Here is a 23796-nt window from a genome sequence, read left to right on the forward strand (position 1 = left end):
ATGCCATTTGAAGCCAAGCCGGAAGGCGAGGTCGTCCCGGTCCTGGAGCCGGGCTATCTGTCCATCCGCGCGCTGCGCAAGGAGTTCGACGGCTTCGTCGCGCTCGACGACGTCAGCCTGGACGTGCGCAAGGGTGAGATCTTCGCCCTGCTGGGCGGCTCGGGCAGCGGCAAATCGACCCTGCTGCGCTGCCTGGGTGGTTTTGAGACCCCCACCGCCGGCACCATCGACCTGGACGGCCAGCGCATCAATGCGCTGCCCCCCTACCAGCGCCCGATCAACATGATGTTCCAGTCCTATGCGCTTTTCCCGCACATGAGCGTGGAGCAGAACATCGCCTTCGGCCTGAAGCAGGACGGCCTGGCCCGCGACGCGATCCGCCGCCGGGTCGGCGAGATGCTGGAGCTGGTGCAGCTGGAGAAGCTGGCCAAGCGCAAGCCGCACCAGCTGTCGGGCGGCCAGCAGCAGCGCGTGGCGCTGGCGCGGTCGCTGGCCAAGGGGCCCAAGCTGCTGCTGCTGGACGAGCCGATGGGCGCGCTGGACAAGAAGCTGCGCTCGCAGATGCAGCTGGAGCTGGTCAACATCATCGAAACCTCGGGCGTGACCTGCGTGATGGTCACCCACGACCAGGAAGAGGCGATGACCATGGCTACCCGCATCGCGGTCATGGACGCCGGCTGGATCCAGCAGGTCGGCAAGCCGGACGAAATCTACGAGCAGCCGGCCAACCGCTTCGTGGCCGGCTTCATCGGCTCGGTCAACCTGTTCGATGGGGTGATCGACGAGGACCTGCCCGAGTACGTCACCGTGCGCACGCCGCTGTTCCCGGCGCCCATCTACGTGGCCCACGGCATCACCGGTTATGAAGGGCAGCCGGTGGCGTTCGCACTGCGTCCGGAGAAGGTGATGATCGGCAAGGACGAGCCGGCCGGCGACACCAACAAGGCGCAGGGCGTGATCGAGGAGATCGCCTACTTCGGCAGCCATTCGGTGTACCACGTGCGCCTGCCCAGCGGGGCCAAGGTGCTGTCCAACTTCGCCAACTCCCAGCGCTGGGCCAGCGATGGCCTGACCTGGGGCGACAGCGTCTGGGTGCACTGGCGCGACAACGACGGCGTGGTGCTCACCGCATGAACGCCACCGGCTGGAAGCGCTGGCTCCCCGGCACGCGCAGCAGCGTGATCGCCGCGCCCTACCTGTGGCTGCTGCTGTTCTTCGCGGTGCCGTTCGTGATCATCCTCATGATCTCGTTCTCGCGCACCCAGGTCGGCTCGCCGCCGTATACCTGGCTGCTGGAGTACGTGGACGGTGCGTTCTCGCTCAAGCTCAACCTGGGCAACTACGCGGCCATGGTCAAGGACAGCCAGTACGTGCTGGCCTATCTGAGCTCGATCAGGATCGCGGTGATCGCCACGCTGTTCACGCTGCTGATCGGTTACCCGATGGCGTATGTGATTTCGCGGATGAGTCCTGCCGCGCGCAACGTGGCGATGATGCTGGTGGTGCTGCCGTCGTGGACCTCGTTCCTGATCCGGGTGTACGCCTGGATCGGCATCCTCGACCGCAACGGCCTGCTCAACCAGCTGCTGCTGAAAATCGGGGTGATCGATGCACCGCTGCAGATCCTGTACACCCCGACCGCCGCCTACATCGGCATCGTGTACTGCTACCTGCCGTTCATGGTGCTGCCGCTGTATGCAAATTTGGTGAAGCTGGACAACCGCCTGCTGGAGGCCGCCTACGACCTCGGTGCCAAGCCGTGGCAGGCGTTCCTGCGCATCACGCTGCCGTTGTCGCGCACCGGGATCATCGCCGGCTGCATGCTGGTGATGATTCCGGCGGTGGGCGAATTCGTGATCCCGGAAATGCTGGGCGGGCCGGACACGCTGATGATCGGGCGGGTGCTGTGGGGCGAGTTCTTCAACAACCGCGACTGGCCGACTGCCTCGGCGGTGGCGATCGTGATGCTGGCCCTGCTGCTGGTGCCGATCCTGCTGTTCAACCGGGTGCAGCAGCGCGAGCTGGAAGGGAAGCTGACATGAGCATGGTGCGCCGCAGCCGCTGGCTGGGCTGGACGGTCCTGGGCCTGGGCTTTGCCTTCCTGTACCTGCCGATCCTGCTGCTGATGATCTATTCGTTCAATGCGTCCAAGCTGGCCACGGTGTGGTCCGGCTTCTCCACGCGCTGGTACGGCGAGCTGTTCAACAACCGGCAGATCCTGGATGCGCTGTGGATCAGCCTGAAGGTGGCGTTCTGGACCGCCAGCGCGGCCACCGTGCTCGGCACGATGGCGGCGATGGTGATGACCCGTTTCAAGCGCTTCCCGGGCAAGACCGTGTTCGGCGCGTTGATCACCGCGCCGCTGGTGATGCCCGAGGTGATCCTGGGCTTCTCACTGATGACGCTGCTGGTGGCGATGGGCGGCATTCCCGGCTTCCCCAGCCGCGGGGTGGGCAGCATCTGGATCGCGCATGTCACCTTCACGCTGTCCTTCGTGACGGTGATTGTCTCCTCGCGCCTGCAGGAGCTGGACCGTTCGCTGGAAGAGGCGGCGATGGACCTGGGCGCGAGCCGGCTGAAGGTGTTCTTCCAGATCACCCTGCCCATCATCGCCCCGGCGCTGGTGGCCGGCTGGTTGCTGGCCTTCACCCTGTCGCTGGATGACGTGGTGATCGCCAGCTTCGTGGCCGGGCCGAATTCGACCACGCTGCCGATGAAGGTATTCGCCTCGGTGCGGATGGGCATCAAGCCGGAGATCAACGCGCTGGCCACGCTGATGGTGCTGGCGGTCTCGATCGCGGCGGTGGCCGGGTGGTTCATCACCGCGCGCAGCGAGAAGCGCCGGCAGCGCGACGTGCAGATGGCGCTCCAAGACCGGTAGTGCCGGGCTCTGCCCGGCAACGCCCGAAAACACCCGGCTCACAGGGCCGGGCGCAGAATGGGTGCCTGTCTTTCGGAGCACCGCGATGACCGTCGAAATCGTCAACCCCGCCACGGGCCTTGTGACTTACCGCCATGAGCTGCTGGACGCCGCCGGGATCGAGCAGCGGCTGGCCGCTGCCGCCGCGGCCTTCCCCCTGTGGTCGGCCCGCTCGCTGCAGGAGCGCGGTGCGATCCTGCGCGCCATCGCCGCCCAGCTGCGCGCACGCAAGGACGACATCCAGCAGGCGATGACCAACGAGATGGGCAAGCTCAAGGGCGAGGCGCTGGCCGAGGTGGAAAAGTGCGCGCAGGCCTGCGAGTACTACGCCGACCATGCCGCCGATTACCTCAAGCCCCAGCTGATCGACACCGAAGCCCAGCGCAGCTACGTGCGCTATGAACCGATCGGCTGCGTGTTCGCGGTGATGCCGTGGAACTTCCCGATCTGGCAGGTGTTTCGCTTCCTGGCGCCGGCGTTCATGGCCGGCAACGTGGCCCTGCTCAAGCATGCCAGCAACGTGCCGCAGTGCGCCGACCTGATCCTGGCGGTGTGCCGCGACGGCGGGTTGCCAGAGGGCGTGTTCGACGTGCTGCACATCGACAACGATCAGGCGGCCGAGGTGCTGCGCGACAGGCGGGTCAAGGCGGTCACCCTGACCGGCAGCGAGCGGGCAGGGCGCTCGATCGCGGCCAACGCCGGAGACCAGCTCAAGAAGTGCGTGATGGAGCTGGGTGGCAGCGATGCGTTCGTGGTGCTGGACGATGCGGACCTGGACAAGACCGTGGCCGCAGCGGTGAAGTCACGTTTCGACAACAGCGGGCAGACCTGCATCGCAGCCAAGCGCTTCATCGTGGTCGACGCGATTGCCGACGCGTTCGTGGAGAAGTTCGTTGCTGCGGCCGGAGCGCGCGTGTACGGCGATCCGCAGGACGAGAAGACCACGCTGGCGCCGATGGCCCGTGCGGACCTGCGCGATGAGCTGCACAAGCAGGTGCAGGCTAGCGTGGGCAAGGGCGCGAAGGTCCTGCTGGGCGGCGAGCCGCTGGCCGGTACCCATGCGGGCTATCCGGCGACCATCCTCGACAACGTGGTGCCGGGCATGCCGGCCTACGACGAGGAACTGTTCGGGCCGGTGGCGGCGATCCTGCGCGTGCGCGACGATGCCGAGGCGCTGCGCGTGGCCAACGACACCACGTTCGGGCTCGGTGGCAGCGTGTGGAGCGGCGATCGGGTGCGTGGTGAAGGCATCGCCAAGCGGCTTGAATGCGGCGCGGCGTTCGTCAACGCGATCGTCAAAAGCGATGTTCGGTTGCCGTTCGGTGGCAGCAAGCGCTCGGGGTTCGGTCGCGAACTGGCCGACCACGGCATCCACGAGTTCATGAACATCAAGACGGTTTACGTCGCCTGATACAGCGTGACCACCAACGGTGGTCACCTACCGGCGGGGACACCCACGGTGGTCACCTACCGGCGGGGACACTACGGTGGTCACGTACGGCGGTAGGTATCGACCGTTGGTCGATACGCGCTTACAGCCACCGTACCCGCTTGAACAGGCGATACAGACCCACGCAGATTGCGCCGACCCCGATGATCATCGCGGGGTAGGCCCACGGTTTGTCCAGTTCGGGCATGTGGGTAAAGTTCATGCCGTACCAGCTGGTGATCAGCGTGGGGGCGGCCAGCAGGGCCGCCCAGGCACCCAGTCGCTTGACTGTCTCGCCCTGGGCCAGGGTGACCAGCGACAGGTTCACGCTCAGCGCGGTACCCAGCATCTCGCGCAGGGTATCGATCACATCGCTGATGCGCACTGCGTGGTCGTGCACGTCACGGATGTAAAGCTTCACTTCATCGGGAATCAGTTCGCCGGGGTACCGGCGCAGCTGCGCCAGCACGTCCTGCAGCGGCGCCACCGCCATCCGCATCTTGTTGAGTTCGCGCTTGAGCTCGTACAGGCGCACCACGGTGCTGCGCTGGTAGCTGTCGGCGAAGATGTCCTTCTCCAGCGAATCCAGGGTGTCGCGGAAGTCGGTGGTGATCGGCAGGTAGTTGTCGACCACGAAGTCCAGTACGCCATACAGGCAGTAGGACGCACCCATGGTCAGCAGTTGCGGCTCGCGTTCCACCCTCGCGCGCACCGGCGCGTAGGAAAGCGAGGCACCGTGGCGCACCGTGACCAGGAAACGCGGGCCGAGGAACGCATGGGTTTCCCCATACTCGATCCGGTCGTGCACCCGCTGCGCTGTGGTGACCACCACGAACAGGCTGTTGCCGTACGCTTCCACCTTGGGCCGCTGGTGTGCGTTTCGCGCATCGTCGATGGCCAGGTCGTGCAGGCAGAACTCTTCCTGCAGTTTCAACAGGACCGAATCGGCAGGGTCGTACAGCCCCACCCAGACGAACCCGTTGTTGCTGGCGATCACGTCGCTGATCGCATCCAGCGCGATGTCGTGCCGCTTGCCCTGGTCGTCATAGTGCACGCAGTTGATGACGCAGGTTGGATTGGCGGTGGTTTCCATGGACGACATCCTGCTTCAGCGGCCTGTGACAGGCAGGTCACGACGGCCCAGCACCCACGCCAGCGCCGCGTGCAGTGGCAGCATCAGCACGATCCACTGCAGGTTCACCTGCGCCTGCAGGGTCAGCCAGTGCAGCACCAGGCCCAGCAGCGACAGCATGGCAACCGCCCACAGCATCCAGCGGAACCACGCCCCGGGTGCGCGCCCGCGCACAAGGGTCACCGCGCCCGGCACCAGCAGCAGGCACAGCGGCGAAAGCTGCAGCAGGTTGCGATTGGCCCAGGCGGCGTGGTGTGCGCTGAAACCCCACAGGTAAGCCAGCAGGATGCCGGCGATACCGCAGAACACCCACAGCGGCAGTGCCAACCCGGCCAGCAGGCGCCGGTGGCGCTGCAGGGCCGGCACGCCGGCCGCCAGCACCAGCCCGCACAGCAGCCATGGCCACCAGCGGCGCGCGAATTCAGCAGGCTCCGGCGCGATCCGGTGCGGCAGCAGTTCCTGCTCGGCCTTCACCAGTGGGCGACCGTCGCTGTTGCGCACTTCGCGCAGGGCATCGGCCAGGCGCATCGGCACGAAGGCTTCCTGCCACCGTGACAACGGCTTGTCGGCATACGGGCCCAGCCCGATGTCGAAGCCCAGCCACATCCAGGGGGCTGGCGAAGCCAGACGCACGGATTCGCTGCGGTAGGTATTGCCGCGCGAGCGCCCGGACAGCTGAGAGTGCAGCCCGCCGCCCAAGGCACCATCGATTGCATCGCGGACCATGGTGGCGCAGTTGGCGGTGTAGTAATCGTAGCGGTAGCGCGCGTTTTCCGGCTTGGCGCGCTCGGCCAACGAGGCGGCCAGGGTGCGGGCCTGTGCCGGGTCCAGGTCCAGCCACTGCAGGTTGGCGCCGCGGCCACTGTCACGGTAATAGGTGAGGTCCTGGTCCAGTGGCAGCGCCACCAGGTAATACATCATTTCGCCGCGCAGGAAACGGCCGACGAAGTCGGGTTCGCTGGGGTCGAAATAGCCGAAGTTGTACGAGGTGGCCTCGCCGGTCACCGGGTCCGCGACCACGATCGCATCGTGGCCGAAGCGCTCGAAGAAGATGCTGCCCGGCTGCATGGTCACGATGCCGATGCGGGGCGGGGGTGCTTCTGCGGGCGACGCGACGGCGCGGGCCGTCGCGGGTTCAGCCGCTGCCTGTGCCAGCGCCGCCTGCGGCAGGCTGGGCACACTGGCCAGGAACAGGAGGAACAACAGGCGGCACAACGGCCACCGCGTCAGCAGGGGCCGCATGGCGTGGGTCAATCCTCGATGATGGCGTCGGGCGGCAGCACGGTCACGTGGAACGCCTGCACGCGGCGGGCATCGGCGCGCGCCACCCGGAACACGAAGCGGTCCAGGGTCAGCTCGTCGCCGGTTTCGGGCAGGTGCCCGATCGCCTCGGTGACCAGGCCACCGATGGTGTCGTAGTCGTCGTCGGGGAACGTGGCGCCGAAACGCTCGTTGAAATCCTCGATCGGGGTCAGCGCGTCGACCACGTACTGTCCGTCGGCCTGGATCGCGATCTGCGCGGTATGGTCTTCAGCCTCGTCGTGCTCGTCGTCGATCTCGCCGACGATCTGCTCCAGCACGTCTTCGATGGTGACCAGCCCGGCAACGCCACCGTACTCGTCCACCACGATCGCCATGTGGTTGCGTGACAGCCGGAACTCCTTGAGCAGCACGTTGAGCTTCTTGGCTTCGGGGATCAGCACCGCCGGGCGCAGCAGCTCGCGGACGTTGGCCGGCCCGTTGTCGGCGACCACGCCGCGCAGCAGGTCCTTGGCCAGCAACACGCCCAGGATGTCGTCCTTGTTGTCACCGTGCACCGGGAAGCGCGAATGGCCGGATTCCACGACCTGCTTCATCAGTTCAAGGAAGGGAGCTTCCACCGGCAGCGAGACCATCTGCGAACGCGAGATCATCACGTCGCCCACGGTGAGCTCGGCCACCGAGATCGCGCCCTCCATCATGCGCAGCGTGTCGGCGGCGATCAGGCCGTCTTCGTGCGCGGAGTGCAGTACCGCCACCAGCTCGTCGCGGGTGTGGGGTTCGCCGGAGAAGGCAGAGGTCAGGCGTTCAAGCCAGCTGCGCTTCTTCTCATTTTGCTCCGGAACGGAGCCACTACTGTCGTCTTCAGACATCTCTGCAAAAAAGGCACCCGGCGAGCCGGGCGTTGGTGCCAGTCTAGCAGGATGCGGGCCGCTGTCAGTGCCCGTCCGCCGGGGTTTTCGCGGACGGGGGCAGGGCGCCGGCCGGCGGCGCCGGGGTGTCGGCCGGGGCCTCCTCCTCGGCGGGCAGGTCCAGGCTGTAGGTGCAGCCGGCCAAGGTCTTGCCCGGGTGGGTCTTGACCGTGGACAGGCTCAGGATGATCGATTCGATCATCGGCTCGCCGGTGCGCGGATCGGTCACGTCCTGGCTGACCACTTCACGGCCGGCCATGAACTTGTCCGGGTTGTCCACCCCGTCTTCCAGCGCCAGGGTTCTGGCCATCGGGCGGGGATCGGCCACGTCGAGGATCGCCATGATGCTGGCCCCGGACACCGCCACGTATTCGGTGCGCACGCCGAACACCGTCAACGGCGCAGCCAGGCGGTACTCACTCATGAACGGGTTGTTCTGCGGCAGCGGCTGCATGCCGTTGGCCACCGCCTTGAGCGGGTCGGCCACGACCGGGGCGACCGCGTCATAGTCAGCCACGCGCTGGCGGCACTCGATCAGCGCGGCCAGGTCCAGCGGCGCGGCGGCCGCGGCGGCGGCCAGGGCCGGGGTGGAGAACAGGGCCAGCAGGCACAGGCAGGCGGGGCGCGCGAAGGTCATGCAGGAAACGTCCGTCAGGGGCGGCGGCTCAGCGCTCGCCGGCGTAGGGGTCGGCGATGCCGAGGTCGGCCAGGATCTCGCGCTCCAGCTGTTCCATGGCCTCGGCTTCCTTGTCGTCCTCGTGGTCCCAGCCCAGCAGGTGCAGCACCCCGTGCACGGTCAGGTGCGCGTAGTGGGCATTGAGCGCCTTGGCCTGTTCCATCGCTTCGGCGGCCACCACCGGCGCGCAGATCACCAGGTCGCCCAGCAGGGGGAACTTGACCCCCTTTGGCAGGCCCTCGGGCAGCTCGGCGGGGAAGCTGAGTACGTTGGTGGCGTAGTCCTTGCCGCGGTAGTGCCGGTTCAGCGACTGGCCTTCCTTCGCGTCGACCACGCGGATGGCCAGGTCGGCCTCGCGGATGCGGCCGTTGAGCGCGGCGGCCACCCATTTACGGAAACTCACCGCCGACGGCAACCCGGCACGGGGCAGCGCGTAGCTGACGGCGACATCGAGTCGAATGGGGCCTTTGGTCATGGCGGTTCCGGAACGTCTGGTCAATCAGGAAACGACAGTATCGCGCGTGTAGCGCCGCACCGCGACGGCCGCGCTCATTCGGCACCCGGCTTGACCTGCTGCAGGTCGCGGCGGTCGTAAGCGCTGACGATGCGCGCCACCAGCGGGTGGCGCACCACATCGCGGGCCTCGAAGAAGGTGAAGCTCACTCCGTCCACGTCGCGCAGCACTTCGATGGCGTCGCGCAGGCCGGACTTCACGTGCTTGGGCAGGTCGGTCTGGGTGAGGTCGCCGGTGACCACGGCGGTGGAGCCGAAGCCCAGCCGGGTCAGGAACATCTTCATCTGTTCGACGGTGGTGTTCTGCGCCTCGTCCAGGATCACGTATGCATCGTTGAGGGTGCGCCCGCGCATGTAGGCCAGCGGCGCGATCTCGATGACGTTCTTTTCCAGCAGCTTGATCACCTTTTCCACGCCCAGCATTTCATACAGCGCGTCATACAGGGGGCGCAGGTAGGGGTCGACCTTCTGGCTGAGGTCACCCGGCAGGAAGCCGAGCTTCTCGCCGGCTTCCACCGCCGGGCGCACCAGGATCAGGCGCTGGACGCGGGATTCGTTCAAGGCATCCACCGCGCTGGCCACGGCCAGGAACGTCTTGCCGGTACCGGCGGGGCCGATGCCGAAGTTGATGTCATGGGTGGTGATCTGGTGCAGGTAGCGCGCCTGGTTGGCGCCACGGCCGCGCACGGTGCCGCGCTTGACCTTGATGGTGACTTCCTGCGCTTCGTAGCTGCGCTCTACCAGGTGCTCCACGTTGGCCTGGTTCAGGCGCAGGTGGATGGCGTGGCTGTCGAAGGGCGTCTCGGCCGCCTCCAGGTACAGCGCCTCGATAAGCGCCTGTGCTTCCTCGGCCACGGCCTTCGGGCCGGTCACCCGAAAGACGTGGCCGCGGTTGGCGATTTCCACGCCGAGCTTGAGTTCGATCTGGCGCAGGTGCTCGTCGAAGGGGCCGGCCAGGTTGGCCAGGCGTTCATTGTCTTCCGGGGCCAGGGTGAAGTCGCGGTGTGCCAGTGCGGTCATTGCGTCGGTCGGCTGCGGTCGCCAGGACCGTGCCGCAAGTTGGGAACAGGAAGGACAGGGTAGCGCGGGCGCGGGGGCCTCGCCACAGCAGCGGGGTTCTCCACAGCGGCTGTGCAGCAGCAGTGCAGCAACCTGTGGATAGTTGCTGACGGCCCTACTGCCGCAATGCTGTCGCCTGCGTGGTCAAAAAAGCGACATCTACCTCGGGGTTTTCCACACCGCTTGTGGGCGGTTGCGCGGGAAAGGTGTGGATAAGCGGCGTTATCCCCTGCGGCGCAATGGCTGCGGAGGGGTGATCATTTCATGACCAGTGCGTGTGCGCGGCATCGTGCTGCTTGGCGCGCGCTGGCGGGAGCGGTGGACGAAGGTGCTGGCTGCAGGCCTTCATCGGTTCCGCAAGCGCCTGGATCAGCGCGGATGCCGACCAGCGGTCGGCACCTGCCCGGGAGGTACCGACCGTCGGCCGGTACGTGGCCTCACGCGATGACCAACCGCCCACGCAGTGAATTGCTGTATGCCTCGGTGATCTCCACATCCACCAGCTGGCCGACCAATCGCGCCTGCCCCGGGAAGTTCACCGACCGCATGTTCTCGGTCTTGCCGGTCAGCTCGTTCGGGTCGCGGCGCGACGGACCTTCCACCAGCACCGTCTGCACCGTGCCCACCATGGCATGGGAAATCGCGGCCGCCTGCTCGTTGATCCGGGCCTGCAGGCGCGACAGCCGCGCGTGCTTCTCCGCGTCGCTGATGGTGTCTTCCAGGTCGGCAGCGGGCGTGCCTGGCCGCCGCGAATAGATGAAGGAGAAGCTGTGGTCGAAACCGACGTCCTCGATCAACTTCATGGTCTTCTCGAATTCCGCGTCGGTTTCTCCGGGGAAGCCGACAATGAAGTCCGAGCTGATTGAGATGTCCGGGCGAACCGCACGCAGCTTGCGGATCTTGGCCTTGAATTCGAGCGCGGTGTAGCCGCGCTTCATCGCCGACAGCACGCGGTCGCTGCCGGCCTGCACCGGCAGGTGCAGGAAGTTGGCCAACTGCGGCACGTCGCGGTAGGCGTCCACCAGCGAATCGCTGAACTCCAGCGGATGCGAGGTGGTGAAGCGGATCCGGTCCACCCCGTCGATCTCGGCGATGGTGCGGATCAGCAGGCCCAGGTCGGCGATTTCGCCTTCGCCATACGGCCCGCGGTATGCGTTCACGTTCTGGCCCAGCAGGTTGATCTCGCGCACGCCCTGTGCGGCCAGCTGCGCCACCTCCACCACCACGTCTTCGAACGGGCGGCTGACCTCGGTGCCACGGGTATAGGGCACCACGCAGAACGAGCAGTACTTGGAGCAGCCTTCCATGATCGACACGAACGCCGAACCGCCTTCGGCTCGCGGCTCCGGCAGGCGGTCGAACTTCTCGATCTCGGGGAAGCTGATGTCTACCTGAGACTTGCCCGATTCGCGTCGCTGGCGGATCAGCTCCGGCAGGCGGTGCAGGGTCTGCGGACCGAACACCAGGTCCACGTGCGGGGCGCGCTTGATGATTGCTTCGCCTTCCTGCGATGCCACGCAGCCGCCTACCCCGATGATCACGCCACGGCCGTTGTTTTTCAGTGCCTTCCAGTAGCCCAGCTGGCTGAATACCTTTTCCTGCGCCTTCTCGCGGATCGAGCAGGTGTTCATCAGCAGCACGTCGGCTTCGGCCGGATCGTCGGTCAGCTCCAGCCCCTCTTCGGCAGCAAGCACGTCGGCCATCTTGGTCGAGTCGTACTCGTTCATCTGGCAACCGTGGGTCTTGATGTACAGCTTGCCGCGCACGGGGCCGTTCACCTGCGGCCGGGATCCGGGCAGGGGCAGCAGGTCGGGGCGGGGTGAATCGAGGGCAGGCACGGCGGTGCCGACCACGGTCGGCAGGGTCGAAGCTGGCGTCCCGGTCATGGCGCTTATTCCAGTCGGGTGGGCGGGCAGGCAGCCGGTAGGGCTGCCGGGTAGCCTGCCATTGTACCCCGGGCCGGCCACCAGCCACGCCGGACGTGGCGCTGTCCGGGCCAGGATGGACGCAGCCCTGCGCCCGGGTGGCTGCCCCCTCGGCGGCGTGAATCCGTGACGCAGTCCCTGATGCGCTGGTTATCTCCGCGTCAAAGGGTTGGCAACGGCGCGCGAAACGGAGACACTCCGCCCCATGAAGGGGATCTTGGGGATCGCTGCGCTGGCCTTGGCTGCGCTGACCGCTGTGCCGGCCAGTGCGGGCACCCTGTACAAGTGTGTTGGCGCAGACGGCATTCCCAGCTATGTCAGCAAGCGCGTTGCCGGCACCCCGTGCAGCGTGGTCAGCAGCTACCGTCCGGACCGCAGCGCCCCGCGCCGCTACGTTCCGCCGGCTCCGGCCCCCGCACCAGCCCCTGCGGTCGTGGCGACGGCCGCGCCTTCGCCTGTGTCCGTCCAGGACGGGGCAACGTCCGGTACCGCGCTGGTCCCGGCCGCAGCGCCGGCCCAGGCCGCCACTGTACTCACCGCCGCCCCTGCACCGTCTGCACGCTCCGGCAAGGCCCAGCGCGTGGTCAACGGGCAGGTCTACTCCTATATGAAGGATGGCGTGCGCCATTACACCAGCCGCCGGCCCGCGCAGGTGGCCAGCCTGGGCCCGGTCCGCACCATCCACTACAGCTTCATCGAGCGCTGCTACGCCTGCGGCGCCAATCCGGGCGTGAACTTCGGTTCGATCCGCCTCAACACCACCGCGTTCCAGACGGAGATCGCGGCGGCCGCGCGCGAGTTCGGGGTGGAAGAAGCGGTCGTCCGCGCCATCATCCACGCCGAATCGGCCTACAACCCGACCGCGCTCAGTCGCGCCGGCGCACAGGGCCTGATGCAGCTGATGCCGCCTACCGCGCGCCGCTTCGGCGTCACTGATTCATATGATGCGGCGCAGAACATCCGCGGCGGCGTGCAGTATCTGTCGTGGCTGCTCAAGCGTTTCAACGGCAACCTCACCCTGGCCGCTGCCGGCTACAACGCAGGCGAGGGTGCGGTGGATCGTCATGGTGGCGTGCCGCCGTACAGCGAGACCCAGTACTACGTCAAGCGCGTGGCCCTGCTGGCCGATCGCTACCGCGGCGCCACCGCGTCGACGCAGTAATCCCTGCATCGCGTTCGACCCCATTGCGCAGGCTGGCCAACGGCCGGCGCTACCGGTGTCGACAATGTCGTGGCAGCGCCGACCGTTGGCCGGCGCGCGTGGTGTCGGTGCCATTGTGTCGCCGAGTCAGGTTCCGCTATAGTCGATCACGATTCATTGTGGACTGGCCCCCACCGGTCTGCTGGCAGCCTCAAGCTACCTAATCAATATCGGAGTGCCGGATGGCCAACGATGGGGTAAACGATCCAGTCAACACTGGACGTCGACGATTTCTTTCAGCAACCACCGCAGTGGTGGGAGCAGTCGGCGTCGGTTTCGCCGCAGTTCCGTTCATCAAGTCATGGAATCCCAGCGCCCGCGCCAAACTGGCCGGTGCACCGGTATCTGCCGACATCAGCGCCCTGCAGGAAGGCCAGCGACTGGTCATGGAGTGGCGTGGGCAGCCGATCTGGATCGTCAAGCGGTCCAAGGCCATCCTCGACGCCCTGCATGGGCTCGATGGTCGACTGAGGGATCCGGCGTCCGAGAACAAGGACCAGCAGCCGGACTACGTGCTCAAGCAGAACCCCGAATTCCGTTCGATCAAGGCCGAGGTATCGGTGCTGGTCGGGCTGTGCACCCATCTGGGCTGTTCGCCGGAGATGGTGGCGGAAATCCGCCCCGAGCCGTTCGATCCGGAATGGAAGGGCGGCTACTTCTGCCCGTGCCACAAATCCCGCTTCGACATGTCCGGTCGCGTCTTCGATGGCGTTCCGGCGCCGATCAACCTGCTGGTGCCGCCGCACCATTACCAGGACGACAGCACCATCATCATCGGCGTTGATCCGCAGGGGGCAGCCTGATCATGGCCAACATTCTTTCCCGTACCGCCACCGGCGTCGCCGACTGGGTCAACGCGCGCGCGCCGGGGCTCATGCCGGTGTACCGCAAGCATGTCAGCGAGTACTACGCGCCGAAGAACTTCAACCTCTGGTACTACTTCGGTTCGCTGGCACTGCTGATCCTGGTCAACCAGATCGTGACCGGCATCTTCCTGACGATGCACTACAAGACCAGTGCGCTGGAAGCCTTCAACTCCGTCGAGTACATCATGCGTGATGTGGAGTGGGGCTGGCTGATCCGCTACATGCACTCTACCGGGGCCTCGCTGTTCTTCATCGTGGTGTACCTGCACATGTTCCGCGGCCTGATGTACGGCAGTTACCAGAAGCCGCGTGAACTGGTGTGGATCCTGGGCATGCTGATCTACCTGGTTCTGATGGCCGAAGCCTTCATGGGCTATGTGCTGCCGTGGGGTCAGATGTCGTTCTGGGGCGCGAAGGTGATCATCTCGCTGTTCGGCGCCATTCCGGTGATCGGCAATGGACTGACCGAGTGGATCATGGGCGATTACCTGCCCAGCGATGCCACCCTCAACCGGTTCTTCGCCCTGCACGTGATTGCGCTGCCGCTGGTGCTGCTGTTGCTCGTGGTGCTGCACCTGGGGGCCCTGCACGAAGTGGGTTCGAACAACCCTGATGGCGTGGAAATCAAGAAGGGGCCCAAGGGCAACCGCTGGTCGGCCACCGCGCCCACCGATGGCATTCCGTTCCACCCGTACTACACGCTCAAGGATGGGGTGGGGGCCGGTTTCCTGCTGATCATCGCGGCCTTCATCATCTTCTTCGCACCGGGTTTCGGCGGCCTGTTCCTGGAGCACGACAACTTCACCGAGGCCAACCGCCTGGTCACGCCCGAGCACATCAAACCGGTCTGGTACTACACGCCGTACTACGCCATGTTGCGCGTGGTCCCCAACAAGCTGGGAGGCGTGATCGTGATGTTCTCGGCCATCGCCATCCTGTTCCTCGTGCCGTGGCTGGACAGGGCGCGGGTCAAGTCCTACCGCTATCGCGGCTGGCTGTCGCGCGCCCTGCTGGGTGTGTTCGCGGTGTGCTTCATCTGGTTGGGCGTGATCGGGTCCGGGCCGGGTACCGATGCGCATGAAACCTACGTCGGCCGCGTGCTGACCTTCCTGTACTTCGCCTTCTTCATCACCATGCCGCTATGGACCAAGCTGGACAGGACCTTGCCGGTACCGGACCGGGTGACCACGCATGACTGACCACTGGATTGTCCGGCTGGCCTGCGCGGCCGCCCTGCTGCTGGCGAGCACTCTGGCGGGCGCCGCCGAAGGCGGCAAGACCCTGCAGGCGGGTAACGACCTTGGCGACCGTGCGTCGCTGCAGCGTGGTGCCCAGCTCTACATGAACTACTGCTCGGGTTGCCACGCGCTCAAATACCTGCGCTATTCACGGATGGCGCAGGACCTGGGGCTGAGCGAAGAAGAGGTCATGAACAACCTCAACTTTGCCGGCGTTCCGATCGGCGAAGCGGTGCCGGTGACGCTGCCCAAGGCGGATGCCGAAAAGTGGTTTGGCAAGATGCCGCCGGACCTGAGCCTTATCTCGAAGGTGCGCGGCAGCGACTGGGTCTACACCTATCTCAAGTCGTTCTACCTGGACCCCAGCCGCCCGCTCGGCTGGAACAACGCGCTGTTCCCCAACGCGTCCATGCCCAATCCCCTGTGGGAGATGCAGGGCCTGCAGCACGCCGTGCACGGCAAACCGGAAGCGCCGGGTGCCGATGCGCCGGTGACCGGGCTCAAGGTGGTGCAGCCCGGCAATCTCGATCCTGGGCAGTATGACCAGGCCGTGCGGGACATCACCAATTTCCTTGAATACGCGGGCGAACCGGCGGCGTTGAAGCGGCAGAAGCTCGGCGTGTGGGTGATCCTGTTCCTGGCGCTGCTGACCTTCCTGGCCTATCTGCTGAAGAAGGAGTACTGGAAGGACGTGCATTGAGCCTATGCATATAGCCAACGCCGATCGAATGTCTGAAGTCGATCGGCCTATTGGCTTTTGTGATGGGCAGTTGCACACTCGGGTACTGTGACGACTGTCGGCAATGGGCTGGCAGCGCCGATGCGACCGGCGGATACCGATCGCTGGAGAGCCTTTGATGGCGGCGAGCGTACGCATGCGGAACACCCTGACCCTGTTTTCTTCGAATGACGACGTGCTGTGCCATCGGGTGCGCCTGGTGCTGGCTGCCAAGGGCGTTACCTATGACTTCGTCCCGGTCGACCCGCAGAACCCGCCCGAGGATCTGATCGACCTCAACCCGTATCACTCGGTGCCCACCCTGGTGGAGCGCGAACTGGTGCTGTACGCGGCTTCGGTGGTCAGCGAATATCTCGATGAACGCTACCCGCACCCGCCGCTGATGCCGGTGGATCCGCTCTCGCGTGCACGGATCCGGCTGGCGATGCTGCGCATTGAACATGACTGGGTACCGCAGGTTCAGGCGATCCAGCTGGGCAACAAGACACAGGCCGAGGCGGGGCGCAAGCGGTTGAAGGAACTGCTGACCAGCGCGGTGCCGTTGTTCAAGGCCAGCAAGTTCTTCCTCAATCCGGAAATGAGTCTGGCCGATTGCGCCATGGCGCCGATCATCTGGCGCCTGCAGTCGCTGGACGTGCCGCTGCCGAAGGATGGCAAGTCCATCGAGGACTACGGCAACCGCATTTTCCGCCACCCGGGCTTCATCCGCAGCCTGACCGACCAGGAAAAGAAGCTGCGCGACCTGCCGGTCTGATTGGCGGTTGGCTGCATCGGCGCTTTACGTGGGGCGACGTGCCTGCTGACCGCTGCACGGGTGGGCGCGTACACTTGTCACATTTCCGCGGCGCCCCACAATGACTGAAGACACTTTCCGCATGACCAGCCATCGCCCCTACCTGTTGCGGGCGCTGGTGGAATGGATCAACGACAACGACCTGACCCCGCACATTCTGGTCGACGCCGGCATGCCCGGCGTGCAGGTGCCGCAGAGCGCGGTGAAGGACGGCCGTGTGGTTCTCAACATCGCCGAACGCGCGGTGGTGCGGCTGCACATCGACAATGACAACGTAAGCTTCTCGGCCCGGTTCTCGGGCACCAGTTACCCGGTCCAGGTGCCGATCTCCGCGGTGCTGGCCGTCTACGCCCGCGAAACCGGGCAGGGCATGGCGCTGCCGGACGACATCCCCGGGCACGAGCCGAACCCGGACGATACCCTGCCGCCCGATGACACGCCGACCCCGGACGACACCCCGCCCAAGCCGAGCGGTCGCCCGCAGCTGCGCGTGGTCAAATAGGAAATCGCCGCCCCCAGGGCGGCGATTTCGCTTTTACGCGTCCTCGGCGCCAGTGGTATCCACGCTGCGCCGGATTTCGCTGATGCGCGCCGCCGAGGGGCCAACGAAGGCGATCAGTTCGTCACCGCGCAGCACCATGCGGCCGGTGTGGCGGTCGATGCCGTCATACGAATACTCAAAGCGGTAGGTCCGTTCCCAGCCCAGCCAGCCATTGTCCTTGCGGCAGACGCGGATGCCACTGGCATGCACGGCCTGGTCGAGCCACTGCACGTCGGCGGCCCGGCAGGCGTTGCGGCCCAGTTCAATGGCGCGCTCAGCGGCGGCACGCGATGAATTCCAGAAGGCGTAGACGAACGCGCCGGCAATCATCAACAGGATCAGGCTGGGCATCGGCGGCTCGCGGGAGTCGTGGTCAGGAACCTCCAAGATGGCGACGAACCGGCCACGGATCAAGCCGATCGTGCACTGCACCGGCGCGCGTCGCGACACCGCTACGTGCGCGGCGGCGCGTCCTGCTGCGGTGCCGATGGCTGCGAGGTCGGAAGGGGCGACTGCGGCTGGGGCCTGGGCGGAACAACCCGCGGGAAAGTGGGTGTCTGCTTCTGAGCCGGCGCGGGGACGCCAGGCTGGACCGGTGCCGATGGCAGGGGGGTTGCCGGTGCCGGTGCCGGCAATGGCGCATGGATGGGTGCGCTTGCCACCAGCTTGAGCAGGGCCGCCCAGTCCTGGCGGTTGAAGTTGCACTCGTCTTCGCGTCCCGGGGTACAGCCCATGTCATAGGGATCGCTGGATGGAGCCGGCGGCAGCTGGATGCGTCCGCTTCGATCCAGCGGCAGCTTGCGCATCGCCACCGTGTTCATCACGTTGCCGCCGATCAGGTACAGGGTATGGTCGCCGCCCATGTTGGCCGCGATCACCACTTCGCAGTGGGATTTCCAGTTCGCCACCGTGCCGCCGCTGAGCTGCTGTACCAGACCGGCATAACTCAGTGATTCGGTTCGACCGCGCAGGTAGCACAGGAGATCGCCGGGGGCGGGTTTTTCCTGCGCGGGGTCGGTCATCCGGTACGGCCCGGCGTTCTGGTAGGCGGCGCGGATGTAATCGATGTGGCGCGGCGAGCGGGTGAAGCCGGGTACCCCGGCGCGGCTCATCACCCAGGAAATGAAGGCGGCCGACCATGGGTTGTCGATCAGGAACGCGCGGCAGTCGCTGTCGGTGTAACGCATGCCGAACGGTTCCATGCAGCTGGTTGCGCCAGGCTGGCTGCCCATCGGTCCCAGGGTGCCGCTGTCGCGCCAATAGGCGACCACGCGCTGCCACGCGGGCATGCCGTCGTCGGCCAGGTACTCGCGCTCGGCCTCGCTGACACCAAGATTGGCGGCGCGGCCTTCACCGTCTATGAAGGGGCGGTACCACAGGCGGTGCTCATTGCAGGCGGTGCGGACGATGCCCATCGCCAGCGGACTCAAGCCGTAGCGAGGCGGGATGTCGCAGACTTCTGCGGCGGCGGCGGTGCCCGGCGCGAACAGGAGCGTGAGTGGCGACAGGCAGGCAAGCAGCAGCAGCGGGCGCATATGCGCTCTCCGGGTGGGGGCAGCAGAAGCGTCGCAGAAGACGCCTGCCGTTCTCGTGAAGCCCGGCCCTACCGCTGCGGCGGGTCGCCCAGTTTCAACGACAGGTCAATGGCCTGCACATGCTTGGTGAGCCCTCCGATCGAGATGCAGTCCACTCCGTCCTCGGCGATCGCGCGCAGACCGGCCAGGTCCACGCTGCCGGAGACCTCCAGCGGAATGCGACCGGCGGCGATGCGGACGGCCTCGCGCCGCGTGGCCGCATCGAAATCGTCGATCAGGATGCGGTCGCAGCCCACGGCCAGCGCTTCGCGCAGCTGCTGCAGATCTTCCACTTCCACCACCAGCGGCAGCTGCGGCCACTGCGCCCGCGCGGCGTGCACCGCTGTGGTCAGCGAGCCGGCGGCGCGGATGTGGTTTTCCTTGAGCATCACCGTGTCGTACAGGCCCTGGCGATGATTGTCGCCGCCGCCGCAGCGCACCGCGTACTTCTGCGCCGCGCGCAGGCCCGGCAGGGTCTTGCGGGTGTCCAGGATGCGCGCGCCGGTACCGGCCACGGCACCCACGTAGCGCGCGGTGGTGGTGGCGGTGCCCGACAGCGTCTGCAGGAAATTGAGCGAGGTGCGTTCGGCGCTGACCAGGCTGCGGTTGCGCCCGTGCAGGATCGCCAGCACGGTACCAGCGCTCACCGCATTGCCCTCGGCCACGCGCCACTCGATCCGCACCTGCGGGTCCAGGGCCCGATGGGTGGCATCGAACCACGGCCGGCCGGCGATCACCGCGTCCTCCTTGCACAGCAGGTAGGCGCTGTCGGGGCCATCCGGGAGCAGGGCGGCAGTCACATCTCCCGTGCCGATGTCTTCAGCCAAGGCACGGGCTACATCGGCCTGCACCTGGCTGGCGTCGGGGGGCGTCACGACGGCGCGGGTCATTTTTCCGGGAAATCGGCGATCTGGGCGGTATCGATGGCTTCTTCCGGCAGCAGCACCGGAATACCGTCGTTGACCTGGAAAATCTGCCTGCGGTCGTGGGTCAGCAGCGCTTCGCGCAGGGGCTGCCTCAACGTACTGCCGTCCAGGTTGGTCACCGTGCCGGCGCCAATGGCCCGGTTGAGCGCGTCCAGGCCCTTGGAGTCCAGCAGGGACAGGCGCTGGCCGGTGCGGGGTGCGCACAGGAGGTCGATGACTTTGCGATCCATGGGGTTCTTCGTCTTGCGTGGAAGACGGCTAGAATACGTCTTTAAGGCAGGTGACGGCCAATGACCCCCAACCAATCCGCGCCGCTCGTCGGCATCGTCATGGGTTCCCGCTCCGACTGGGAGACCATGCAGCACGCGGCGCAGAAGCTCGATGCGCTCGGTGTTCCCTACGAAGTGAAAGTCGTGTCGGCGCACCGTACGCCCGATGTGCTGTTCACCTACGCCGAACAGGCCGGCCCGCGTGGCCTGCGCGCGATCATTGCCGGCGCCGGCGGTGCCGCCCACCTGCCGGGCATGATCGCGGCCAAGACCGCGGTGCCGGTGCTGGGCGTCCCGGTGCAGTCCAAGGCGCTGAACGGCATGGATTCGCTGCTGTCGATCGTGCAGATGCCGGCCGGCATCCCGGTGGCCACCTTTGCCATCGGCAATGCCGGGGCCTCCAACGCCGCATTGTTCGCCGCCGCCATGCTGGCGTCGGACCAGCCGGCCATTGGCCAGGCGCTGGAAGGCTTCCGCTCCCGCCAGACCGAAGACGTCATGGCCCACGACGATCCGCGTCAATGACCACCGTGACCGTTGGCATTCTGGGGGGCGGCCAGCTGGCCCGCATGATGGTCCTCGCCGGCGCGCCGATGGGGCTGCGCTTCGAACTGTTCGACCCGGCCGCTGATGCCTGTGGTGGGCAGCTGGCGCCGCTGCAGGTGGCCGCGTTCGAGGACGAGGCTGCATTGGCTGCGTTCGCCGAACGGGTGGACGTGGTGACCTTCGATTTCGAGAACGTCCCCGCACGCAGTGCGCAGTTCCTGGCCGAACGGGTGCCGGTGTATCCCAACCCTGATGCACTGGCCGTGGCGCAGGACCGCCTGAGTGAAAAGACCCTGTTCCGTGAGCTCGGCATTCCGTTGCCGGCGTTCGCCGACATCGGATGCCGCGACGACCTGGCCGCCCGGGTGGCTGAGTTCGGCCTGCCGTGCATCCTCAAGACCCGTCGCTTCGGATACGACGGCAAGGGCCAGTTCCGCCTGCGCAGCGCGGCCGACATCGACGTCGCATGGGACGCGCTGGGTGGGCAGGTGGAGCGCACCGGCCTGATTCTGGAGGGCTTCGTCGCCTTCGAGCGCGAAGTCAGCGTGGTCGCCGTGCGCGGCCAGGATGGCGAATTCCGCGCCTGGCCGGTCACCGGCAACTGGCACGTGGACGGCGTGCTGTCGGCCAGCCTGGCCCCGGCGCAGCTGACGCCTGCACAGCACGAGGCGGCCATCGGCTATGCACAGACGCTGGCCGAACGGCTGGATTACGTGGGGGTGTTCGCGTTGGAGCTGTTCTGCCAGGGGGACGGGCTGCTGGCCAACGAAATGGCGCCGCGCGTGCACAACTCCGGGCACTGGACCATCGAAGGCAGCGAAACCTCCCAGTTCGAGAACCACCTGCGTGCGGTGGTGGGGCTGCCGCTGGGCGACACGCGCATGCGGGGCCATGCCTGCATGCTCAACTGGCTTGGTGAGATGCCCGATGCGGATGCGGTGCTGGCGCAGCCGGGTGGCCATTGGCACGACTACGGCAAGCAGCCGCGCGACGGCCGCAAGGTCGGGCATGCCACGCTGCGCGGGGACGAGGCCGGGGTGCTGGCGGACGCCCTTGAGGCCGCGGGGCGGCAGCTGGGCCGCGCTGACCAGGTGGAGCCCGCGGTCGCCGCGCTGCGCGCTCGTTGACATACGGTCACGACCAACGGTCGTGACCTACCCTCGTTCGCCATGCGGCAGGTGGCGACGTCGTTCGCCGATGCGGTGGGTACCGACCGTTGGTCGCCGATGCGGTAGGTACCGACCGTTGGTCGGTACGCGCTTCAATCGCGCAGCTGGGTGGCCACGAAGTCCCAATTGACGATCTTCCAGAACGCGTCCAGGTAGCGGCCGCGTTCGTTCTGGTAATCGGTGTAATACGCGTGTTCCCACACATCGCAGGCCAGCAGCGGGGTGCTCTGGCCGGTCAGTGGTGTGCCGGCGTTGCGGGTGGCCTGGATGGCCAGGGCCCCATTCGGATGCTGCACCAGCCATACCCAGCCAGCGCCGACCACGCCCAGTGCGACTCTGTCGAATTCCTCGCGCAGCCGCCTGGCGTCGCCGAAATGCCGGCCGACCAGTTCGCCCAGCCGACCCTGCGGTTCGCCACCGCCGCGCGGGTGCAGGCACTGCCAGTAAAACGCGTGGTTCCAGGCCTGGGCGGCCGCGTCGAACAGGCTGCCCTGGCTTTGCCGCACGATTTCTTCGAGCGGCAGTTCGGCCAGCTCTGTTCCCTCGATGCGTGCATTCACCGCGTCCACATAGGCACGGTGGTGCCGGCCATGGTGCAGGTCCAGGGTGGTGGCCGACAGATGCGGCTGCAGGGCGGTGCGGTCGTAGGGCAGGCGGGGCAATTCGAGGGGCATGGGTCGCTGCAGGCTGGAAACGGGGCGCCGGAGGCAGGGCCAGTAGGATTACAATGACCGTCTGGGAAGTCTATCCGACCGGCGAGGTCGGGTGTCCCGTGGCGCAGGGAGAGTCGTGGTGGCGGTAATGCAAGAGATCCAGGCCGAAGTCGACAAGTACCCCCTCGTGTTGTTCATGAAGGGCACCCCGCAGTACCCCATGTGCGGCTTCTCCAGCCGCGCCGTGCAGGCCCTGATGGCCGCCGGTGCCGTGTCGCTGCGCACCGTCAATGTGCTGGAACTGCCCGAGGTCCGGGCCAACCTGGCGCGCTTCTCCAACCTGCCGACCTTCCCGCAGCTGTTCATCAACGGCGAGCTGATCGGCGGCTGCGACATCATCCAGGAGCTGTTCGAATCCGGCGAACTCAAGCGGATCGTCGAAGAGGCCTCGCAGCCGTGAGCGCGGTCCCGTCCAGTGCGGTCGGGACCGCGGCGCTGGCCGATCGCGTCATTCTGGTCGCCGGGGCCGGTGGAGGCTTTGGCAGTGCCGCTGCCATCGCCTGTGCCGCCGCCGGTGCCACCGTGGTCCTGCTGGGGCGCAAGCCCCGCCGGCTGGACCGGGTCTACACGGCGGTGGAAGCGGTCGGCCCCGAGCCGCTGCTGTACCCGATGGACCTGGAAGGGGCCGCCCCGGACGACTACGCAACCCTGGCTGAGCGGCTGCATTCCGAGCTGGGCCGGCTGGATGGCGTGCTGTACTGCGCCGCCGACTTTGCCGGCCTGACCCCGTTCGAACACGCCGACCCGGCCGCGTTCGCGCGGGCGGTGCACGTCAACCTGACCGCCCCGGCCTGGCTTGCCCAGGCCTGCCTGCCACTGCTGCGCCAGCGCGACGATGCCGCGCTCGTGTTCACCGTGGACGATCCGGCCCGGGTAGGGCGGGCCTACTGGGGCGGCTATGGCGCCGCCCAGCATGGCCTGCGCGGCCTGATCGCCGCGCTGCACGACGAGCTGGCCAACAGCCCGGTGCGGGTCAGCGGACTGCAGCCCGGACCGATGCGTACCGCGCTGCGCGCACGTGCCTACTCGATCGACGAGGACGGCATGGCCCGGGATCCGGCGGCCTGCGCCGCCGCGGCCGTCGAACTGCTCTCGGCCCAGGGCATCGCCCATCGCGGCACGGTGCTGGACCTGGCGTAACCGGCTGGCAACAGCCGCGACTTACCCTTGATGTGAGCCCCGCCCGCGGATCGCGGCGCGCTCGAGCCTGAACGCGAAAGAACCCCGGCATCGCCTCCCTGTTCAGCAAAATGTGAAAAAGGCGTCACGATCGTGTTGTGATGGCGTGTGTTTTGTCGCCAAACGGTCATATAGCGGGCTTATCGTGTTAATCTAGTGTTAACCGTTGCGGCTGAAACCAGCCTGCGGCAAGGGAACCCAGATAAAAGTCCAGACG

The 23796-nt window shown here is 66.6% G+C and carries 26 protein-coding genes; 14 read left to right on the forward strand and 12 right to left on the reverse strand.

Annotated elements, in window-relative coordinates; translation table 11 throughout:
* From ACTJI4_RS15420 to ACTJI4_RS15435, 4 genes are all read left to right on the forward strand, one after another.
* Entirely contained in the window at window positions 1-1134 is a 1134-nt protein-coding gene (locus tag ACTJI4_RS15420; protein WP_392917568.1) for an ABC transporter ATP-binding protein, read from the forward strand.
* Window positions 1131-2042, forward strand: coding sequence for an ABC transporter permease subunit (locus ACTJI4_RS15425; protein ID WP_440869852.1), 912 nt, complete (start codon window positions 1131-1133; stop codon window positions 2040-2042). Before ACTJI4_RS15420 ends, ACTJI4_RS15425 begins: the two co-directional genes overlap by 4 nt.
* Window positions 2039-2881 (forward strand): ABC transporter permease subunit, encoded by an 843-nt coding sequence (locus ACTJI4_RS15430; RefSeq protein WP_392916246.1) that lies wholly within the window; start codon window positions 2039-2041, stop codon window positions 2879-2881. Before ACTJI4_RS15425 ends, ACTJI4_RS15430 begins: the two co-directional genes overlap by 4 nt.
* Window positions 2882-2966: 85 nt before the next feature.
* Window positions 2967-4331, forward strand: a complete 1365-nt coding sequence (locus ACTJI4_RS15435) for an NAD-dependent succinate-semialdehyde dehydrogenase (protein ID WP_440869853.1) — start codon at window positions 2967-2969, stop codon at window positions 4329-4331.
* Between the two features lie 121 nt (window positions 4332-4452).
* Here ACTJI4_RS15435 and ACTJI4_RS15440 read toward each other — a convergent pair whose 3' ends face one another.
* The 7 genes from ACTJI4_RS15440 to miaB all read right to left on the reverse strand — a co-directional run bounded on the left by ACTJI4_RS15440 (window position 4453) and on the right by miaB (window position 11786).
* Complete coding sequence (locus ACTJI4_RS15440) at window positions 4453-5442, reverse strand: magnesium and cobalt transport protein CorA (RefSeq protein WP_392916251.1); 990 nt, start codon at window positions 5440-5442, stop codon at window positions 4453-4455.
* Window positions 5443-5457: 15 nt separating this feature from the next.
* Window positions 5458-6723, reverse strand: coding sequence for a lipoprotein N-acyltransferase Lnb domain-containing protein (locus ACTJI4_RS15445; protein WP_440869854.1), 1266 nt, complete (start codon window positions 6721-6723; stop codon window positions 5458-5460).
* 8 nt (window positions 6724-6731) lie between these two features.
* Window positions 6732-7613: an HlyC/CorC family transporter gene (locus ACTJI4_RS15450; protein ID WP_392916257.1), complete on the reverse strand. Its 882-nt coding sequence runs from the start codon at window positions 7611-7613 to the stop codon at window positions 6732-6734.
* A 64-nt stretch (window positions 7614-7677) separates the two neighbouring features.
* A complete protein-coding gene (locus ACTJI4_RS15455) occupies window positions 7678-8289 on the reverse strand; it encodes a hypothetical protein (RefSeq protein ID WP_440869855.1) in 612 nt (203 codons plus the stop codon).
* Window positions 8290-8317: 28 nt separating this feature from the next.
* A complete protein-coding gene (gene ybeY, locus ACTJI4_RS15460) occupies window positions 8318-8803 on the reverse strand; it encodes an rRNA maturation RNase YbeY (RefSeq protein ID WP_068850652.1) in 486 nt (161 codons plus the stop codon).
* A gap of 74 nt (window positions 8804-8877) precedes the next feature.
* A complete protein-coding gene (locus ACTJI4_RS15465) occupies window positions 8878-9861 on the reverse strand; it encodes a PhoH family protein (RefSeq protein WP_068850654.1) in 984 nt (327 codons plus the stop codon).
* 476 nt (window positions 9862-10337) lie between these two features.
* Entirely contained in the window at window positions 10338-11786 is a 1449-nt protein-coding gene (gene miaB / locus ACTJI4_RS15470) for a tRNA (N6-isopentenyl adenosine(37)-C2)-methylthiotransferase MiaB (RefSeq protein ID WP_440869856.1), read from the reverse strand.
* 244 nt (window positions 11787-12030) lie between these two features.
* Between miaB and ACTJI4_RS15475 the strand changes: the two genes are divergently transcribed.
* The 6 genes from ACTJI4_RS15475 (at window position 12031) to ACTJI4_RS15500 (ending at window position 17164) form a co-directional block, all read left to right on the forward strand.
* On the forward strand, window positions 12031-12987 hold the full coding sequence (locus ACTJI4_RS15475) for a lytic transglycosylase domain-containing protein (protein WP_392916269.1): 957 nt from the start codon (window positions 12031-12033) through the stop codon (window positions 12985-12987).
* Window positions 12988-13208: 221 nt separating this feature from the next.
* Entirely contained in the window at window positions 13209-13829 is a 621-nt protein-coding gene (gene petA / locus ACTJI4_RS15480) for a ubiquinol-cytochrome c reductase iron-sulfur subunit (protein ID WP_392916272.1), read from the forward strand.
* Window positions 13830-13831: 2 nt separating this feature from the next.
* Window positions 13832-15091, forward strand: coding sequence for a cytochrome b (locus tag ACTJI4_RS15485; protein ID WP_392916275.1), 1260 nt, complete (start codon window positions 13832-13834; stop codon window positions 15089-15091).
* Window positions 15084-15830 (forward strand): cytochrome c1, encoded by a 747-nt coding sequence (locus tag ACTJI4_RS15490; protein ID WP_440869857.1) that lies wholly within the window; start codon window positions 15084-15086, stop codon window positions 15828-15830. Before ACTJI4_RS15485 ends, ACTJI4_RS15490 begins: the two co-directional genes overlap by 8 nt.
* A 157-nt stretch (window positions 15831-15987) precedes the next feature.
* Window positions 15988-16623, forward strand: a complete 636-nt coding sequence (locus tag ACTJI4_RS15495) for a glutathione S-transferase N-terminal domain-containing protein (RefSeq protein ID WP_068850679.1) — start codon at window positions 15988-15990, stop codon at window positions 16621-16623.
* A 100-nt stretch (window positions 16624-16723) separates the two neighbouring features.
* On the forward strand, window positions 16724-17164 hold the full coding sequence (locus tag ACTJI4_RS15500) for a ClpXP protease specificity-enhancing factor (protein WP_392916282.1): 441 nt from the start codon (window positions 16724-16726) through the stop codon (window positions 17162-17164).
* A 33-nt stretch (window positions 17165-17197) separates the two neighbouring features.
* On the opposite strand, the gene ACTJI4_RS15505 is transcribed toward ACTJI4_RS15500, so the two are convergent.
* The 4 genes from ACTJI4_RS15505 to ACTJI4_RS15520 all read right to left on the reverse strand — a co-directional run bounded on the left by ACTJI4_RS15505 (window position 17198) and on the right by ACTJI4_RS15520 (window position 19933).
* The gene (locus ACTJI4_RS15505; RefSeq protein ID WP_392916285.1) at window positions 17198-17554 is read right to left on the reverse strand and encodes a DUF3301 domain-containing protein; all 357 of its coding nucleotides are present in this window, start codon (window positions 17552-17554) and stop codon (window positions 17198-17200) included.
* 101 nt (window positions 17555-17655) lie between these two features.
* Complete coding sequence (locus tag ACTJI4_RS15510; RefSeq protein ID WP_440869858.1) at window positions 17656-18738, reverse strand: DUF2272 domain-containing protein; 1083 nt, start codon at window positions 18736-18738, stop codon at window positions 17656-17658.
* 68 nt (window positions 18739-18806) lie between these two features.
* Window positions 18807-19667, reverse strand: coding sequence for a carboxylating nicotinate-nucleotide diphosphorylase (nadC, locus tag ACTJI4_RS15515; protein WP_440869859.1), 861 nt, complete (start codon window positions 19665-19667; stop codon window positions 18807-18809).
* Window positions 19664-19933, reverse strand: coding sequence for a Trm112 family protein (locus ACTJI4_RS15520; protein ID WP_392916294.1), 270 nt, complete (start codon window positions 19931-19933; stop codon window positions 19664-19666). Before ACTJI4_RS15520 ends, nadC begins: the two co-directional genes overlap by 4 nt.
* A gap of 60 nt (window positions 19934-19993) precedes the next feature.
* Between ACTJI4_RS15520 and purE the strand changes: the two genes are divergently transcribed.
* Entirely contained in the window at window positions 19994-20497 is a 504-nt protein-coding gene (gene purE, locus ACTJI4_RS15525) for a 5-(carboxyamino)imidazole ribonucleotide mutase (protein WP_392916296.1), read from the forward strand.
* Window positions 20494-21645 carry a 5-(carboxyamino)imidazole ribonucleotide synthase gene (locus ACTJI4_RS15530; protein WP_440869860.1) on the forward strand — a complete coding sequence of 384 codons (1152 nt, stop codon included), beginning with the start codon at window positions 20494-20496 and terminating at the stop codon, window positions 21643-21645. Before purE ends, ACTJI4_RS15530 begins: the two co-directional genes overlap by 4 nt.
* 134 nt (window positions 21646-21779) lie before the next feature.
* Here the strand turns inward: ACTJI4_RS15530 and ACTJI4_RS15535 are convergent, their stop codons facing one another.
* Window positions 21780-22361 (reverse strand): superoxide dismutase, encoded by a 582-nt coding sequence (locus tag ACTJI4_RS15535; RefSeq protein WP_392916302.1) that lies wholly within the window; start codon window positions 22359-22361, stop codon window positions 21780-21782.
* A 118-nt stretch (window positions 22362-22479) separates the two neighbouring features.
* Between ACTJI4_RS15535 and grxD the strand changes: the two genes are divergently transcribed.
* A complete protein-coding gene (grxD, locus tag ACTJI4_RS15540) occupies window positions 22480-22800 on the forward strand; it encodes a Grx4 family monothiol glutaredoxin (RefSeq protein WP_068854623.1) in 321 nt (106 codons plus the stop codon).
* Window positions 22797-23540 (forward strand): SDR family NAD(P)-dependent oxidoreductase, encoded by a 744-nt coding sequence (locus ACTJI4_RS15545; protein ID WP_440869861.1) that lies wholly within the window; start codon window positions 22797-22799, stop codon window positions 23538-23540. The genes grxD and ACTJI4_RS15545 overlap by 4 nt, the downstream gene beginning before the upstream one ends.
* The last annotated feature ends 256 nt before the right edge of the window (window positions 23541-23796 follow it).

The sequence above is a fragment of the Stenotrophomonas sp. 22385 genome (assembly GCF_052045085.1).
Lineage (GTDB): Bacteria > Pseudomonadota > Gammaproteobacteria > Xanthomonadales > Xanthomonadaceae > Stenotrophomonas.